Origin of the sequence: Amorphus sp. 3PC139-8, assembly GCF_040750475.1 — a bacterium.
Lineage (GTDB): Bacteria > Pseudomonadota > Alphaproteobacteria > Rhizobiales > Amorphaceae > Amorphus.
On sequence record NZ_JABJVY010000008.1, the window covers coordinates 140308 to 155448 of the forward strand.

The 15141-nt window shown below is 64.3% G+C and carries 17 protein-coding genes; 12 read left to right on the forward strand and 5 right to left on the reverse strand.

Annotated elements, in window-relative coordinates; translation table 11 throughout:
• Positions 1 to 10: 10 nt before the first annotated feature.
• From HNS03_RS09985 to motA, 5 genes are read right to left on the reverse strand one after another with little or no spacing between them, the layout of a single operon-like run.
• The gene (locus HNS03_RS09985) at positions 11 to 1042 is read right to left on the reverse strand and encodes a flagellar motor switch protein FliG (RefSeq protein WP_367194963.1); all 1032 of its coding nucleotides are present in this window, start codon (positions 1040 to 1042) and stop codon (positions 11 to 13) included.
• A 10-nt stretch (positions 1043 to 1052) separates the two neighbouring features.
• On the reverse strand, positions 1053 to 1415 hold the full coding sequence (fliN, locus tag HNS03_RS09990; protein WP_367194965.1) for a flagellar motor switch protein FliN: 363 nt from the start codon (positions 1413 to 1415) through the stop codon (positions 1053 to 1055).
• A gap of 33 nt (positions 1416 to 1448) precedes the next feature.
• Positions 1449 to 1742, reverse strand: a complete 294-nt coding sequence (locus HNS03_RS09995) for a hypothetical protein (RefSeq protein WP_367194967.1) — start codon at positions 1740 to 1742, stop codon at positions 1449 to 1451.
• The gene (locus HNS03_RS10000) at positions 1723 to 2655 is read right to left on the reverse strand and encodes a flagellar motor switch protein FliM (RefSeq protein WP_367194968.1); all 933 of its coding nucleotides are present in this window, start codon (positions 2653 to 2655) and stop codon (positions 1723 to 1725) included. Before HNS03_RS10000 ends, HNS03_RS09995 begins: the two co-directional genes overlap by 20 nt.
• 4 nt (positions 2656 to 2659) lie before the next feature.
• Positions 2660 to 3547, reverse strand: a complete 888-nt coding sequence (motA, locus tag HNS03_RS10005) for a flagellar motor stator protein MotA (RefSeq protein ID WP_367194970.1) — start codon at positions 3545 to 3547, stop codon at positions 2660 to 2662.
• Positions 3548 to 3780: 233 nt separating this feature from the next.
• Between motA and HNS03_RS10010 the strand changes: the two genes are divergently transcribed.
• The 12 genes from HNS03_RS10010 (at position 3781) to fliR (ending at position 15140) form a co-directional block, all read left to right on the forward strand.
• Positions 3781 to 4557 carry a DUF1217 domain-containing protein gene (locus HNS03_RS10010; RefSeq protein WP_367194972.1) on the forward strand — a complete coding sequence of 259 codons (777 nt, stop codon included), beginning with the start codon at positions 3781 to 3783 and terminating at the stop codon, positions 4555 to 4557.
• 6 nt (positions 4558 to 4563) lie between these two features.
• Positions 4564 to 5289 (forward strand): flagellar basal-body rod protein FlgF, encoded by a 726-nt coding sequence (gene flgF, locus HNS03_RS10015; protein ID WP_367194974.1) that lies wholly within the window; start codon positions 4564 to 4566, stop codon positions 5287 to 5289.
• 36 nt (positions 5290 to 5325) lie between these two features.
• Positions 5326 to 6648 carry a flagellar protein export ATPase FliI gene (gene fliI, locus HNS03_RS10020; protein ID WP_367194976.1) on the forward strand — a complete coding sequence of 441 codons (1323 nt, stop codon included), beginning with the start codon at positions 5326 to 5328 and terminating at the stop codon, positions 6646 to 6648.
• Positions 6649 to 6728: 80 nt separating this feature from the next.
• Complete coding sequence (locus HNS03_RS10025; RefSeq protein WP_367194978.1) at positions 6729 to 7982, forward strand: flagellar hook protein FlgE; 1254 nt, start codon at positions 6729 to 6731, stop codon at positions 7980 to 7982.
• Positions 7983 to 8063: 81 nt separating this feature from the next.
• A complete protein-coding gene (gene flgK / locus HNS03_RS10030; protein ID WP_367194980.1) occupies positions 8064 to 9524 on the forward strand; it encodes a flagellar hook-associated protein FlgK in 1461 nt (486 codons plus the stop codon).
• Positions 9525 to 9527: 3 nt separating this feature from the next.
• Positions 9528 to 10577 (forward strand): flagellar hook-associated family protein, encoded by a 1050-nt coding sequence (locus HNS03_RS10035; protein WP_367194982.1) that lies wholly within the window; start codon positions 9528 to 9530, stop codon positions 10575 to 10577.
• A gap of 18 nt (positions 10578 to 10595) precedes the next feature.
• Positions 10596 to 10943, forward strand: a complete 348-nt coding sequence (gene flaF / locus HNS03_RS10040; RefSeq protein ID WP_367194984.1) for a flagellar biosynthesis regulator FlaF — start codon at positions 10596 to 10598, stop codon at positions 10941 to 10943.
• Positions 10940 to 11407, forward strand: a complete 468-nt coding sequence (gene flbT / locus HNS03_RS10045; RefSeq protein ID WP_367194986.1) for a flagellar biosynthesis repressor FlbT — start codon at positions 10940 to 10942, stop codon at positions 11405 to 11407. Before flaF ends, flbT begins: the two co-directional genes overlap by 4 nt.
• Positions 11408 to 11424: 17 nt before the next feature.
• Entirely contained in the window at positions 11425 to 11829 is a 405-nt protein-coding gene (flgD, locus tag HNS03_RS10050; RefSeq protein WP_367194988.1) for a flagellar hook assembly protein FlgD, read from the forward strand.
• A 4-nt stretch (positions 11830 to 11833) separates the two neighbouring features.
• A complete protein-coding gene (locus HNS03_RS10055) occupies positions 11834 to 12100 on the forward strand; it encodes a flagellar biosynthetic protein FliQ (protein ID WP_367194990.1) in 267 nt (88 codons plus the stop codon).
• Positions 12101 to 12345: 245 nt separating this feature from the next.
• Positions 12346 to 14388, forward strand: coding sequence for a flagellar biosynthesis protein FlhA (gene flhA, locus HNS03_RS10060; RefSeq protein ID WP_367195070.1), 2043 nt, complete (start codon positions 12346 to 12348; stop codon positions 14386 to 14388).
• Positions 14385 to 15140 carry a flagellar biosynthesis protein FliR gene (fliR, locus tag HNS03_RS10065; protein WP_367194992.1) on the forward strand — a complete coding sequence of 252 codons (756 nt, stop codon included), beginning with the start codon at positions 14385 to 14387 and terminating at the stop codon, positions 15138 to 15140. The genes flhA and fliR overlap by 4 nt, the downstream gene beginning before the upstream one ends.
• The last annotated feature ends 1 nt before the right edge of the window (position 15141 follow it).

Consider the following 15141-nt stretch of genomic DNA (forward strand, 5'->3'; position numbering starts at 1 on the left):
CCCCGCCCGATCAGTTCATATAGCCGTCGTCGTCCGGGTCGCCGAGCTCGATCTCGCCCCGCCCCGCCATTTCCAGCGCAAGGTCGGTGATCAGGCGGCGGGCCTCGGCGATGTCGCGCTGGGAGGACGCCTCGCTGTTCTGGATTTCCTGCTCCACCATGCGGCGCACGCGCGAGGCGAGCGACTGCAGGATGATGTCGCGGAACTCCGGATTGGCGCCCTTGAGCGCAACCACGACCTTTTCGTTCGGCACCTGGTCGAACAGCGTGGTCCGTGCGCGGGGCGTGAGCCGGATGATATCGTCGAAGGTGAACAGGAGTCCCTTCAGGATCTCCGCCGACTTCGGCTTCGACTGGGCGAGGTCTTCCAGGACCTCTTCCATCTGGTCGCGCTCCATCTTGTTGATGATGTCGGCCATGCGCGCATGGGTGTCGGAACCGGCATTGCGCGAGAAGTTCATCATGAAGTCTTCGTGGATCGTTTTCTCGATGATCTGCATGGTCTCATCGACGATCGGCTTGAAGGTGAGCATGCGGCGCGTCAGATCGCTGCGCAGCTCCGAGGGAAGATGCGCCATGACCTTCGCCGCGCAGCCAGACTTTACCTTGGACAGGATTAGCGCAGCTGTCTGCGGATGCTCTTTGACCAGGTAGGAGGCGAGGGACTGCTCGGCGACCTGCGAGATCCGGTCCCAGATCGAATGGTTCTGGCTGCCCAGAACGTCATTCATGATCTGCCTGACCTCGTCGGGATCCAGAATCCCGCTCAGGAGCTTTTCGACCGCGTCCGCGTTGCCGACCAAGCTCGCGCCGGCACCGAATTGGGACGCGAAGTCCTCCACCAGCGCTTCCAGTTGGGTGGAATTGACCGGACGCAGCTCGGCGATCGACCGGGTCACCATCCGGATCTCGTCGGCGTTGAAATGGCGCATGACCCGCGCGGCCGCCGGCTTGCCCATCGCCATGAGCAAGGCGGCGACACGGTCCGGCCCCTTCAGCGGGCGCGGTCCTCTGGCGGTGGGTGCAACGGCGGCAGCGGTCATGGCGAAGGACCTAGCTGTTCATCTCGGAACCGGGCGGGCCGACGATCTCCGTCAGCGACACGCCGAAGCGAGAGTTGTCGTCTTCCACGACCACGACCTCGCCGCGGGCGATCACGCGACCATTGACGACCACGTCCACAGGCTCGCCGACGCGGTGGTCGAGCGGAACGATCGCGCCCCGACCGAGCTTCATCAGGTTGGCGACCGGCATCGTCGCCGAGCCGAGGACCACCTGCATCAAAACCGGAATGCGCAAAATGGAATCGAGATTGCGGGCGGTGCCGAAATTCCACTTTTCGGCGGCCTCCGCAGGCACCTCGTGGCTGGGGTCGGCGAAAGGGTCCACCATGGCATCTTCATCGTTCACGGACATGAAAGCGGTTCCTTAGAATGGTCGGCGCGGGGATCAGCGGGGGGTGTCCAGAGCGGATGCGCGGGTGCGGGCATCGATCGTGGCGACCAACGCCTCCGCCTGGTCGATGCGCACCGCGAGATCCAGTGCGGTCGCGCGCCCGTCGGCATTGAGGGCTTCGACGGCCGTCCGCGCGGCCGCTAGCGCGTCCTCGGTTTCGCAGAAGATGCGGCGATAGTCGCCAAGCGCGACGTCGAGCCGCCTCAGACGGCGATACATCAGCGCCGCGAACACGCTCGTGACGACAAGGGCCACCAGAAGCGTGGCGTCAACGAGGTAGGATGTCATCGATGAACTCCTGCTCCTGGTCGATCAAATCGTCGATCCGAAGTTGATAGCTGCCTTCCGCTTGGCCCAACTCGCACCAGAAGAGCTGCTCGCTTGAGCTCACCAGCTTGACGCGGGAGCGCGGCGTGGCGTTGAGATGCAGCACTTGGCCGACCTTGAGCCGGGAAATCTCGTCCAGCGAAATCTCCCGCGATTCCAGGATGGCGTTGAGCGTCACCTGGGTCTTCTGGATCTCCGTTCCGATCTGCTTGACCCAGGCGGGATCGCGCACCGAGGAATCCCCGGTGAATGCACGCGCCAGCGTTTGGCGCATCGGCGTCAGCGCCGATTGCGGGATCATCAGAAACATCTCGCCGCCGCGGTTGATCGCCTGCAGCAGGAACTTCGCCACCACCGACTGGTTGTTGCGCCGGCCCATGACAGCGAAGTCGAGACGGGTCTCCAGGCGCTCGAACCGAAAGCTGGTGTCGGAGACGAGCGAGAAGGATTCCTTCATCGCCTTCGCCACCAGCTCGAACAGCGTCTGGCAAATGCGCATTTCGATGTTGGTGAACGGCCGCTCATCGTCGATCGGCGGCTCGGAGCCGTCGGAGCCGAACAGGGCTTCCACCATGGTGAAGACGAAGTCGCGATCGAACCCCACCAGGACGTGCGAGTCCCATCCCGGAGCGTTGAAGACGCCGACGACCGCGTTGCCCTCATACTCCTCGAGCACGTCGCCAATGCGGCCACTCTCGATATGGCTCAGCGAATAGTAGCACTGCGAGGCTGCCAGGTGCCGCATGCTGTCGGCAACATGGGTGGTGACGCGATCGAAGATCACATGCAGCATTGGAAGCCGGTCGAGCGAAAGGCCGGCCGCGTCCAAAAGCATGTCGCGGATATCGCCCGCGGAAGGGCTGTGAGCGTTCATCGGTCTAGGCCGCCTGCTGGAGCGCCGCGCCGGAGCCGGGCGTGTTGGCGATAGCGTCGTTCTCAACGTCGTCGATGGACGGCCGCTCGGCGGCCGAGATCGTCTTGCGACCGTGCTCCAGCGCGATCTGCGGCAAGGCACCGTTCATGTAGGCGATCAGCGTCTGCTTGGTGATGATGTAGGGCTGACACTGCTTCTCGCGGGTGACCTTGATCTTGGTCGCCAGCGGCGAAAGCATCGCATAGGACGAGAAGATGCCGACGAAGGTGCCGATCAGGGCCGAGCCGATATAGTGGCCGAGGATCTCCGGCGACTGGTCGATCGCGCCCATCGCCTTCACGATGCCGAGCACGGCCGCGCAGATGCCGATCGCCGGCAACGCTTCGGCCACGGTGCTGACCGCGTTGTACGGCTTGGTCTTGTACTTCTTGATGGTGGAGATTTCCTGCTCCATCAGCGCCTCGATCTCGTGCGAGCGGGCGTTGCCGATTAGGATCAACCGGACATAGTCGCAGATATACTGCGTGAGATACTTATCTTTCTGGATCTTCGGGTAGTGCTGGAAGATCGGCGAATTGTCGGGATCGTCGATATGACCCTCGACCTCGTTGCGCGGCTTGGAGCGCAGCTCGCGCATGAGGGAGAACAGCAGGCCGAGAAGGGCGAGATAGTCGGCCTTCTTCGGTCCGGCGCCCTTGATCGCCTCCAGCATGCCCTTGCCGGTGTCTTTGATGACCGACATCGGGTTGGCGATGATGAAGGTGCCGAGCGCGATGCCGCCGATGATGACGTACTCGAACGGCTGCCAGATGACTTCGATGTGTCCGCCCATCGCCATGAAGCCTCCAGCCATGGAGGCAATACCGACGACAAGCCCGATGAGAACGCCCAAGGGTCCACTCCTTCCCGATAAGAGTGGCGCACTCTAGGCGTGGCTAGCTTGCGCGAGGCTGATCGTCCGCATGCCCTCGCGCGCGTGCGCTCCCATAAAGCCGCATGATCGCCGATCGGCGCCGCACCGGGCGTTTCGGGCGATCGGACTCGGTCTCGATCATCCCTGCGGCGGGCCGGCAGTTTCGCGCAAGCCTGGCCGGCGATCCTTGATCCAACCATCGAGGATGGACCATGATCTCGACCTACACGTCCTATCGTCTCGCAACGCGCGATCTCGACCGTACGCTGGCCATGAAAGCGGCGGAGAAACCGGTCGCGCTGGAGACAAAGTACTATCTGGAGAATATCTCCAAGGTGAAGTCGGTCGACGACTTCCTCGGCGACACGCGCCTGTTCCGCTACGCGATGAACGCGTTCGGACTTCAGGATATGGCCCACGCCAAGGGCTATATGCGCAAGATCCTCAGCGAGAGCCTCGCCGACGAGAAGAGCCTGGTCAATCGTGTAAACGACGACCGTTTCAAGTCGTTCGCGGAGACCTTCAACTTCGTCGACAAGGGCGAAGAGGCCATCCAGGCGGACGCCGCCCGCCAGGGCGTCGTCGACCGGTTCGTGCGCCAGACCCTGGAGGTCGATCTCGGCACGGAGAACGAAGCGGTCCGGCTCGCGCTCTACTTCCAGCGTTCGGTGGGCGACATCAAGTCCGGTTACTCCATTCTGGCCGATAACGCGCTGATGGAGGTCGTCTACACCGCGCTCGGCTTTCCCGACGAGATGAAGGGCGCCGACATCGACAAGCAGGCTGCCTCGATCGAGAAGCGTCTCGATCTGGACAAGCTGAAGGACCCGAAAGAGCTGGAGAAGTTCTTGGTCCGCTTCTCCTCCATGTGGGACCTGAAACAGGGCACCCCGGCCTCCCCGATCCTGTCGCTGTTTTCCAATCAGTCGATGCCGTCGATCGGCCTCGACCTCGCCATGACCTTACAGCAGTTCAAGCGCGGAGGCTGACCGACTATGTCATCCGGAATCTATGTCGGCCTGTCCGCCCAGATCGCGCTCGATCGCCGCTTGGCGACGGTCGCCAACAACGTCGCCAATATGAACACCACCGGCTTTCGCGCCGAAGAGGTCCGGTTCGACACCGTTCTCTCCAAGCTCGGCACGCGCGAGGTCGCCTACTCCTCTCCCGGTGAAACCTATATCTCGCGCCAACCCGGCCAGGTCACCTACACCGGCAACACCCTGGACGTGGCGATCGACGGCGACGGATGGTTCGCGATCGACACCGCCGCCGGCCCCGCCTACACCCGCGACGGCCGCATGCAGTTGTCGGAGTCCGGCGACCTCCTCTCCGTGGAAGGCCACGCCATCCTGGATTCCGGCGGCGCCCCGATTGCGCTCGATCCACGCGGCGGCGAAGTCACCATCGGACGCGACGGCATGCTCACCCAGGACGGTCGCCAGATGGGGTCCCTGGGCGTGTTCCTGCTGCCGGACACCGCTAAGCTCTCGCGCTACGGCGATACCGCCATCCTCTCCGATCAGGAAGGTTTGCCGGTGGAGGACCGCGTCGCCAACGGCGTCAAGCAGGGTTACGTCGAGGGCGCCAACGTCAATCCCGTCCTGGAAATGACCAAGCTCATCATGATCTCGCGCACCTTCGACAGTGCGGCCTCGGCCGTCGCGGAAAGCGAGGACACGCAGAAACAGGCAATCCAGGCTCTCGGACCGACCTCGTAAACCGCTCCGAGTTGAACCGACGTGGAACCTCAAAAAATGAACCCGCTCACGCGCCTCGCCGCGACCGTGGAAGAGGCGCTCGCGGAGCTCCCCGTCGTGCGCGTCGGGGGCACCGTCACCGACGTGTCGCCGACCGCCTACCGGGTTGCCGGATTGTCGTCGTTCGTGAAGCTCGGCGACCGGGTCGGTGTACGCGACGGCAACCGGCTCATCGCCGGCGAAGCGATCCGGATCGATCGTGACACCGTCTCCGTCAAGCCTTTCGAGGATCGCATTGCCGTCGGCGTCGGCGCCACCGCGTTTCGGATGGGCGCCATGGGCCTCAGGCCGCATCCCGACTGGATCGGCCGAGTTGTGAACGCGCTCGGTGATCCGCTCGACGGCGGCGGCCCGCTTGCCCGTGGCGATCGGACCATGCCAGCCGACCGAGAGCCGCCTGCGGCGATGACGCGCGCGCGCATCGATAAGCCGCTGCGCACCGGCATCAAGGTGATCGATCTCTTCACCCCGATCTGCGAGGGCCAGCGCATCGGCATCTTCGCCGGCTCCGGTGTCGGCAAGTCGACCATGCTGGCCATGATAGCCCGCGCCGAAAGCTTCGATGTGGTGGTGGTCGGCCTGGTGGGCGAACGCGGCCGCGAGGTGCGGGAGTTTCTGGAAGGTCCGCTGAAGGATAACCGCGCCAAATCGGTGGTGATCGTCTCCACCGGCGACGAAAGCCCGATGATGCGCCGGCTTGCGCCCCAGTCGGCGACGGCGGTGGCGGAATATTTCCGCGACCTGGGCAAATCGGTGCTGCTGATCATCGATTCGGTGACGCGTTACGCCCATGCCGCCCGCGACGTGGCGCTTGCCGCCGGCGAGCCGGCAGTGGCGCGCGGCTATGCGCCGAGCACCTTTTCCGAGCTGCCCCGCCTTCTGGAGCGGGCCGGACCAGGCGCGGAAGGGGCCGGCACCATCACCGGCATCTTTTCGGTGCTGGTGGACGGCGACGACCACAACGATCCAGTCGCCGATTCCATTCGCGGCACCCTCGACGGCCATGTCGTTCTCGACCGCGCGATCGCCGACCAGGGCCGCTTTCCGGCCGTCAACGTGCTGGGCTCGATCTCGCGTCTGGCCGAACTGGTCTGGAGCAAGGAGCAGCGGGAGCTGGTGCGTCGTCTGCGCGGCATGATCGCCCGCTTCGAGGACACGCGCGATCTCAGGCTGATGGGCGGCTATCACGCCGGCAGCGATCCCGACCTGGACCAGGCGGTCGCGCTGGTTCCGAAAGTCTACGAGGCGCTGCGCCAGAGCCCCGACACCGGCCTGGTGCGCGACGCCTTCTCCGATCTCGCCCAACTCATGCGCGGCTGAGCCCGACAGCGCCTGCGCGCACCAGCCTCGCACAAGCCAACCCCTTTCTAGTGTCGACGACCTAAGCGGGAGACCAGCTCATGTCCCTTTACGGGCTACTTCGCACCAGCGTGTCGGGCATGAACGCCCAGTCCACCAAGCTATCCACCATTGGCGACAACGTCGCGAACTCCGATACAGCCGGCTACAAGCGCGCTTCTACGGAGTTCTCGTCGCTTCTCATGGCGAATTCCAAGACCAACTACAATTCCGGCTCCGTGGTCTCCAGCATTCGCTACGCGATCAACGAGCAGGGTGCGCTGTCCTACACCACCTCTTCCACCGATCTTGCGGTGCAGGGCGACGGCTTCTTCGTGGTGAACGACCCGACCGGCATGCCGTTTCTGACCCGCGCCGGCTCGTTCACCCGCGACGGCAACACCGGCAACCTGGTGAACGCCGCCGGCTTCACGCTGATGGGCTACGACATCAGCGAGGGGGACGCCCAGGGCACGCTCAACGGCTACGCCAATCTGGTACCGATCGACATCTCCGCCATGAACATGCAGGCGAGCGCGTCGACCACCGGCATCTTCACGGCCAACCTGCCGTCCGATGCCGGCATCGTTGCCGCCGCCGACCTGCCCAGCACCAACGCGGCGACGGCGGATTACACCGCCAAGTCGTCCATCGTCGTCTACGACGATCTCGGCAGCGAAGTCGTTCTGGACATCTACTTCTCGAAGTCCGCCGACAGCACCTGGGAGGCCGCCGTCTACGACCAGGCCGACGCCACTCCCGGCTCAAGCTTCCCATACAGCTCCGCCGCCCTGGCCACGCAGACCATGACCTTCGATGCCAACGGCAACCTCACGAGTGCCGGCACCATGACGATCCCCGTGCCGGGCGGCCAGAATGTCACCGTCGACATCTCCAAGATGACCCAGCTCGCGACCGACTACACCCCGCTAACGGCGACCGTCGACGGCTCGGCGCCGTCCACCGTCACCGACGTCGAGATCGGCGAGAACGGCATCGTCCAGGCAATCTACGAGAACGGCTCCAAGGCGGCAGCCTACCGGATCCCGCTCGCCGACGTGCCGAGCCCGGACAAGCTGCAGCCGATGGCCGGCAACATCTTCTCCACGACGCTGGAATCCGGCGACGTCACCGTCGGCTTCCCGACCGAATCCGGTCTCGGTTCGCTGGTCTCCGGTGCGCTGGAACAGTCCAACGTCGATCTCGCTACCGAGTTCACCGAGATGATCGTCGCCCAGCGCAGCTACACCGGCAACTCGAAGGTCTTCCAGACCGGCAACGAGCTGCTCGACACGCTGATGAACCTCAAGCGCTAACCAATAAATCGATCGCGATGAGGCTTGGTCTGATCCGACCAAAGCCGATCGTGATTATCCCGACAAAGGGGAGACGAGAACGTGAGCCTGTCGGTTGCGTTGAACACGGCGCGGTCGTCGATTCAGGCGACGTCCACCCAGATCGCGACGTCAGGCAAGAACGTCGCGGGGGCGGACGATCCGACCTATTCGCGCAAGATCGCCTCAAAGACCACGACGGCGGACGGCAGCGCGCGTCTCGTTTCGATCGGGCGCGCGACCGATGTGGCGCTCTACACTCGGATGCTCGGTGCCACTTCCGCGACCACCGGCGCGACCGCGCGGCTTGAGGGCATCGAGCGGCTAGCCGAGACCGTTGGCGATCCGGAGCTTGAGACTTCGCCGGCCGCGAAGATCGGCGCGCTGTCGTCCGCGCTTCTGGAATATGCCAACACGCCAGACGACCCGCTGTTCGGTCAGAACGTGGTGACGGCGGCTTCGGATCTCACCCGCACCATGAATGCGGCTGCGGAAACGGTTCTGACCGTCCGCAAGGACGCCGACGCCGACATCGCCGCCTCGGTCGACCGCCTGAACGGCCTGCTCGGCCGGTTCGAGGAGATGAACCAGGCGGTGGTGGCCGGCAGCGGAACCGGTCGCGACATTACCCAGCTCATGGATCAGCGCGACGCGCTGCTCTCCCAGATCTCAGAGGAGATCGGGATCTCGGTCGTCAACCGCGGCCAAAACAACGACTTGGTTCTCTACACCGACAGCGGCGTGACCCTGTTTGAGACGCGGGCCCGGGTCGTGGCGTTCACGCCGGCCTCGATCCTGACCGCTGGTATGACCGGCAACGCGGTGACCATCGACGGCGTCCCGGTGACCGGATCCAATGCCAGCATGCCGCTGCAGTCCGGCCGCCTGGTCGGCCTGACGGAGGTGCGCGATGAGGTCGCCATGACCTATCAGCGCCAGCTCGACGAAATGGCGCGCGGCCTGGTGACCGCGTTCGCCGAAGCGGACCAGACCGCCGGCGGAGCCCCCGACCTGCCCGGGCTGTTCACCTTCCCCAGCGCGACCGGCGTGCCCGGAGTGGTGACCGCGAACCTGTCGGTCGTCCTGCAGGTGAATCCCGCCGTCGACCCCGCCCAGGGCGGCGCCGTCGCCCGTCTGCGCGACGGCATCAACGGCGGGGTCTACACCTACAACACGGGCGGCGGTGCAAGCTTCTCAGTTCGTCTGCGCGGGCTGGTGGATGGATTGGCGGGCAACCAGTCGTTCGATGCCGGCACCGGCCTTTCCCCCGTGTCCAGCCTTCAGGAATTCGCGGCCGGATCGGTGAGCTGGATAGAGGCGCTTCGGGCAGGCGCGACCCGTTCCGCCGACTATGAAACCGCACTCCTGTCGCGAGCTTCGGAAGCGCTCTCCAACGCCACCGGCGTCAATCTCGACGAAGAGTACGCCATCCAGCTTCAACTCGAACAGAGTTTCGGCGCCTCTTCGAGGCTGATCTCGGTGATCGACGATCTGTTCAAGACCCTTCTGGGGATCGTGAGGTAGGCCATGCGCACCAGCCTGATTTCCACCATGTCGCTCAACAGCGCGCCGCGCACGGGTCTTGCCGAAATGCAGGAGCGGCTGGCCGCGGCGACCAAGGAAGTCGCCACCGGACGACATGCCGATACTGGTCTGGTCCTGGCCGACCGTACGGGGCGCACCGTATCGCTGCGCCAGGAGATGGGCAGCCTCGATTCTATGATCACGTCGAACAGCGTGGCCAGAAGCCGGATCGAGAAAACCCATCTCGCGTTGGAAGACATCGGCGGCTCCATCCAGTCTCTACAGAACAACCTGACCGGGCTGCCGGATTCGACCCAGGAAATCGCCATCCTGCGGCGCCAGGCGAACGACGCGCTCGACAAGTTCGTGTCGACCATGAATACCGCCGACGGCCGCGTTCATTTGTTCGCCGGCACCAACTCCGAAACGCCGCCGCTGGCCGAGTATGACAGTGGACCGAAGGCCGCGCTGGATGCCGCGTTGATTGCGAAATTCGGGCTGACCTCCCCGCCGCAGGAGGACACCGCCGGACTGGCCGCGATTACGCCGGCCGACATGTCGGATTTCCTCGACAACGAATTCGCGGCGATGTTCTCCGATCCGGACTGGACATCGGTCTGGTCATCGGCTGCGGACGAGCCGCTGCAAAGCCGGATTTCGCCGACCGAGACAGTCGCGACGTCGATCAGCGCCAACGGTACCGCAACGCGCGATCTCGCCAAGGCCCTGACGGCGCTGGCCGATTTCGGCATCGATCATTTGGCGCCCGAGACGCGCGCTGTCGTGTTCCACCGCTCGCTTTCGACCATGAACGCCGGCCTGACCCAGACCGTGACCGACCGGGCCATGCTTGGGGTCTCCCAACAACGCCTCGACGCCGCCGACACCCGCATGCGCAACGCCCGCGACATCGTCGAGCAGCGCATTGCCGCGTTCGAAGCTGTCAACCCGGTCGAGAAGAAAGCCGAGATCGACCAGCTCTCGGTCCAAATCGAAATGTCTTACTCGCTGACCGCCAAGCTTCTGCGCCTCAGCATCATGAACTATGCTTAATCGGGAGATCCGAAAGACATGTACAAGTTCTCCTACGCCGAAGTCCTTGACGACGCGAGCGACGAACGACGGGGGCGCGAAGTGATGGCGCTCGAGCACGGTATCGAGCTCCTGCAGAAAGCCAAAGCCGGCGACCCCTCGGCCCCGACGACCATCGAGGCCATTCGCTTCATCCAGCAGCTCTGGGGTTTCCTGATCCGCGACCTGTCCGACGACACCAACGGCCTGGCCGAACAGTTGCGCGCGGACCTGATCTCGATCGGGCTTTGGGTGATCCGCGAGGCCGACCGTGTGCTGAGCGGCGCCTCCACCAACATCGCCGGGCTGATCGAGGTCAACCGGAGCATCCGGGACGGTCTCAAATGACCAAACCGATTCAGATATCGCTGCGTGCCGGCGAACGCATCTACATCAATGGTGCGGTCCTCCGCGTCGGCCGCAAGGTCACGCTGGAACTCCTCAACGACGTGACCTTCCTCCTGGAAAGCCATGTGATGCAAGTCGAGGACACCGGTACGCCGCTGCGTCAGCTCTATTTCGTCGTCCAGACCATGCTGATCGATCCGCGCAACGCCGAGGCCACTCGGGCGCTGTTCCGCAACCTGCATCACGCCTTGATGATCGCAACGGAGAACGAGCAGATCCTGGAAGGCCTGGTGGATGTGGAACGCCTGGTTGCCGCCGGTCGGCCGTTCGAGGGGCTCCGCACCATCCGCCGGATGTTCCCGATCGAGGACATGATCCTCGGACGCGACGTGTCCGCACCAAGCGCTCAGGCGCCGATTCCCGGCAAGCAGGTCGAGGCCTGCTCCGCCGGCGCCGCACTCTAGACCGGAGGAACCACGACATGACCGGTGTCTCCGGCCTGTCCAGCAACGCCACGTTCGCCCAGGATCAGACTCAGGCGAAGTCCCAGAGCAAGACGCCGGACTACGACGCCTTTCTCATGCTCCTGGTCACCCAGTTGAAGAACCAGGATCCGACCGCTCCGGTCGAGGGCACGGAATATATGTCCCAGCTCGCGACCTTCTCCCAGGTCGAGCAGGCGATGCAGACCAACACCAAGCTCGACACGCTCTTGACCTCGTCCGCCATGGACATCGGCACCAGCATGATCGGGCGCCAGGTGACGGCCGCCGACGGATCGAAGTCGGGCGAGGTCGCATCGGTACGGCTGACCTCGGACGGCCCGCTGGCGACCTTGACCGACGGCTCCACCTTGATGGTCGGGCCGGGCGTGACGGTCAGTTGACGCCATGAACGAAGTCGACGCCATCGACCTCGTGCAGTATGCGATCGGCACGGTGATCCTCGCCGGCGCACCGGCGATCGGCGCCGCCATGCTGGTCGGGCTCGCGGTCGCGCTGTTTCAAGCGCTCACCCAGGTGCAGGAAATGACCCTCACCTTCATCCCGAAGATCCTGACGATCCTCGCCGTGTCCGCCCTGTCGGCGACTTTCATCGGCGGCACGATCTACACCTTCACCGAGGAGGTGTATGGGCGGATCGTGACCGGCTTCTGATCGATCTCGCCCGCCGGGCCGGCACGCAAGCCTCCCGAAAGCATCGCCGCGCACTCTCTCCCCATAGCTTGGGCATATGCCTCGGTCCGGTCGGTTTCATCCGGCCGCCGGGAGTGCGCTCGAGCGTCTTTATCCAGAGCCATGTGTTTGCAGCTGGCGCGGTCGCCCGTTTGCAAGAGGCTCTAAGGGGGATGTGACCTGTGAGCGACGTTGCGGCGGCCGCGGCTGGCGGCGAACGAAAGTCCATGCGCGATATCGGCTTTGCCGTCGGTGTCGTTGCGATCCTGGCCGTTCTCTTTCTTCCGATCCCGACCTTCCTGATCGATATCGGCCTGGCAATGTCGATCGCGCTATCCGTCCTGATCCTGATGGTGGCGCTATGGATCGAGAAGCCGCTGGAATTCTCCTCCTTTCCCACGGTGCTCCTGATCGCCACGCTGACGCGGCTGTCGCTGTCGGTCGCGACCACACGCCTGATTCTCGCGAACGGAAATCAGGGCGTCGATGCGGCCGGCCACGTCATCCAGGGCTTTTCCCAGTTCGTGATGGGCGGCGATTTCGTCATCGGAATCGTGGTTTTCCTGATCCTCGTCACCGTCAATTTCCTGGTCATCACAAAGGGCGCGACCCGTATCGCGGAAGTGGGCGCGCGCTTCACCCTGGATGCCATCCCCGGCAAGCAGATGGCGATCGACGCCGACCTTGCCGCCGGGCTGATCGACGACAAGCAGGCCCAGGCGCGCCGGCGCGAACTGGAAGAGGAAAGCGCCTTCTTCGGCTCCATGGACGGCGCCTCTAAGTTCGTGCGCGGCGAAGCGATCGCGAGCTTGATCACCATCGCCGTCAATATCTTCGGCGGGATCGTCATCGCCACAACCCGCTACGGAATGCCGCTGTCGGACGCTGCCGACGTGTTCACCCGCCTGTCGGTCGGCGACGGCCTCGTCGCTCAGATCCCGGCGCTGATCGTGTCGCTCGCCGCCGGCCTGCTGGTCTCCAAGGGCGGCACCCGCGGCACGGCGGAGCAAGCGGTGCTGGGCCAGCTCGGCGCCTATCCGCGCGCCCTGTTCGTGGCCTCGGGCCTGCTGGCCATCTTCGCCGTGATGCCGGGCTTGCCCACGCTCCCTTTCATCGCGCTGTCCGGGATGATGGCGTTCATCGGCTACACCATCCCGAAACAGCTCGCCGCAAAGGAAGCGCTGGAAGCCGCAAAGACCCGGGAGCTGGAGGAGCAGAAGCAGCGGGAAGTGAAGGAATCCGTCAAGGAGTCCCTCAAGGTCTCCGAGATCGAGCTCGCCGTCGGCAAGCAGCTCGCGACCACCGTCTTGAGAGCGCCGAACGAGCTTGCGCAGCGGGTCGGCAAGATGCGCCGCAAGTTCGCGCAGCAGTACGGCTTCGTAATTCCGGAGATCAAAGTCTCCGAAAGCCTGTCGGTCCCCAACAAGAACTATCACATCCTCCTGCACGGAACCGTGGTCGCGAGCCAGGAGCTGCGCATCGGCGAGCTTCTGGTCGTCACCGGCGAAGGGCCGAAACCCAACGTCCCCGGCGACGAGGTGCGCGAGCCCGCTTTCGGCATGAAGGCGATGTGGGTATCCGATGCGTTCTCCGCCGAGACCCGGCGGGAGGGCTTCTCGCCCATCGACAACATGTCGGTGGTGCTGACCCATGTGGCGGAAGTGGTGCGCAACAACCTGCCCCAGCTTCTGTCCTACAAGGACATGCGGGCGCTGATCGACCGGATCGACCCGGAATATAAGAAGCTGATCGAGGACATCTGTCCCGCCCAGATCTCCTTTTCCGGCCTCCAGGCCGTGCTCAAGCTCTTGCTGGCCGAGCGGGTCTCGATCCGCAATCTGCACCTGATCCTGGAAGCGATCGCAGAGATCGTGCCCCATGTGCGCCGCACCGAGCAAGTCGTGGAGCACGTCCGCATGCGCATGGCGCAGCAGATCTGCGGCGACCTCTCGGAAGGCGGCGTGCTGCACGTGCTCCGGCTCGGCAATCGCTGGGACCTGGCCTTCCACCAGGCCTTGAAGCGCGACCCGAAGGGCGAAGTCGTCGAGTTCGACATCGACCCCCGCCTCGTGGAGCAATTCGGAACCGAAGCGTCGGACGCGATCCGTGCGCGGCTGGCGGAAGGAAAGACCTTCGTCATCGTCACCGCGCCCGACGCGCGCCCCTATGTGCGGATGATCATTGAGCGCATGTTCCCTGCGCTGCCGGTGCTCTCCCATGTCGAGATTGCGCGCGGCGCGGAAATCAAGCTGCTCGGCACGATCTCGTGACCGACATCACCTCCGAGACCGTGCTCGGCGCGTTTCTCGTGTTCTGCCGCATCGGCGGCTGCCTGTTAATCGTGCCGGGCTTTTCCAGCATGCGGATTCCGGTGCAGATCCGGCTGTTTCTGGCCGTCGCGGTCTCGCTGTCGCTCACGCCCGTGCTGCTGCCGTTCGTGACCCCCGTCTCCAAACCCGCAGATCCGGCACGCCTGTTCGCGGCGATCGGCTCGGAAGCCGCGATCGGCTTCACCATCGGCCTGCTTGCCCGGTTGATGTTCATGGCGCTTCAGACCATGGCCGTGGCCGTGGCCCAGGCCGTCGGCCTTGGCGGCATGATCGCCGGCGTTGCCGACAACGGCGAACAGCAACCCGCCGTCGCGACGCTCTTCACCATGACTGCGACGATGATGATTTTCGCTGCCGACCAGCATTGGGAGCTGCTGCGGGGTCTGAAAGACTCCTACTCGGTGCTTTCTCCCGCCGGCGGCTTCTCCGCGCGGCTTGCTTTGGTCGACGTTACCGACCAGTTGACCGACGCCTTCCTGCTCACGCTCAGGATCACGAGCCCGTTCCTGATCTATTCGGTGATCGTCAACCTGGCTGTCGGCATCACCAACAAGCTAACGCCACAGATCCCGATCTACTTCATCGCCATGCCGTTCGTGACCGCCGGCGGTTTGCTGCTGCTCTACTTCTCCATCGCCGAGGTGCTGACGATCTTTTCCGCCGCCTTCGGCACTTGGCTGCAACAGGGATAAT

Excerpts from the sequence above, each read along its gene's own strand:
- HNS03_RS09985 (WP_367194963.1), bottom strand. The coding sequence starts at position 1,042 with ATGACCGCTGCCGCCGTTGCACCCACCGCCAGAGGACCGCGCCCGCTG.
- fliN (WP_367194965.1), bottom strand. The coding sequence starts at position 1,415 with ATGTCCGTGAACGATGAAGATGCCATGGTGGACCCTTTCGCCGACCCC.
- HNS03_RS09995 (WP_367194967.1), bottom strand. The coding sequence starts at position 1,742 with ATGACATCCTACCTCGTTGACGCCACGCTTCTGGTGGCCCTTGTCGTC.
- HNS03_RS10000 (WP_367194968.1), bottom strand. The coding sequence starts at position 2,655 with ATGAACGCTCACAGCCCTTCCGCGGGCGATATCCGCGACATGCTTTTG.
- HNS03_RS10010 (WP_367194972.1), top strand. The coding sequence starts at position 3,781 with ATGATCTCGACCTACACGTCCTATCGTCTCGCAACGCGCGATCTCGAC.
- flgF (WP_367194974.1), top strand. The coding sequence starts at position 4,564 with ATGTCATCCGGAATCTATGTCGGCCTGTCCGCCCAGATCGCGCTCGAT.
- fliI (WP_367194976.1), top strand. The coding sequence starts at position 5,326 with ATGAACCCGCTCACGCGCCTCGCCGCGACCGTGGAAGAGGCGCTCGCG.
- HNS03_RS10025 (WP_367194978.1), top strand. The coding sequence starts at position 6,729 with ATGTCCCTTTACGGGCTACTTCGCACCAGCGTGTCGGGCATGAACGCC.
- HNS03_RS10035 (WP_367194982.1), top strand. The coding sequence starts at position 9,528 with ATGCGCACCAGCCTGATTTCCACCATGTCGCTCAACAGCGCGCCGCGC.
- flaF (WP_367194984.1), top strand. The coding sequence starts at position 10,596 with ATGTACAAGTTCTCCTACGCCGAAGTCCTTGACGACGCGAGCGACGAA.
- flbT (WP_367194986.1), top strand. The coding sequence starts at position 10,940 with ATGACCAAACCGATTCAGATATCGCTGCGTGCCGGCGAACGCATCTAC.
- flgD (WP_367194988.1), top strand. The coding sequence starts at position 11,425 with ATGACCGGTGTCTCCGGCCTGTCCAGCAACGCCACGTTCGCCCAGGAT.
- HNS03_RS10055 (WP_367194990.1), top strand. The coding sequence starts at position 11,834 with ATGAACGAAGTCGACGCCATCGACCTCGTGCAGTATGCGATCGGCACG.
- flhA (WP_367195070.1), top strand. The coding sequence starts at position 12,346 with ATGCGCGATATCGGCTTTGCCGTCGGTGTCGTTGCGATCCTGGCCGTT.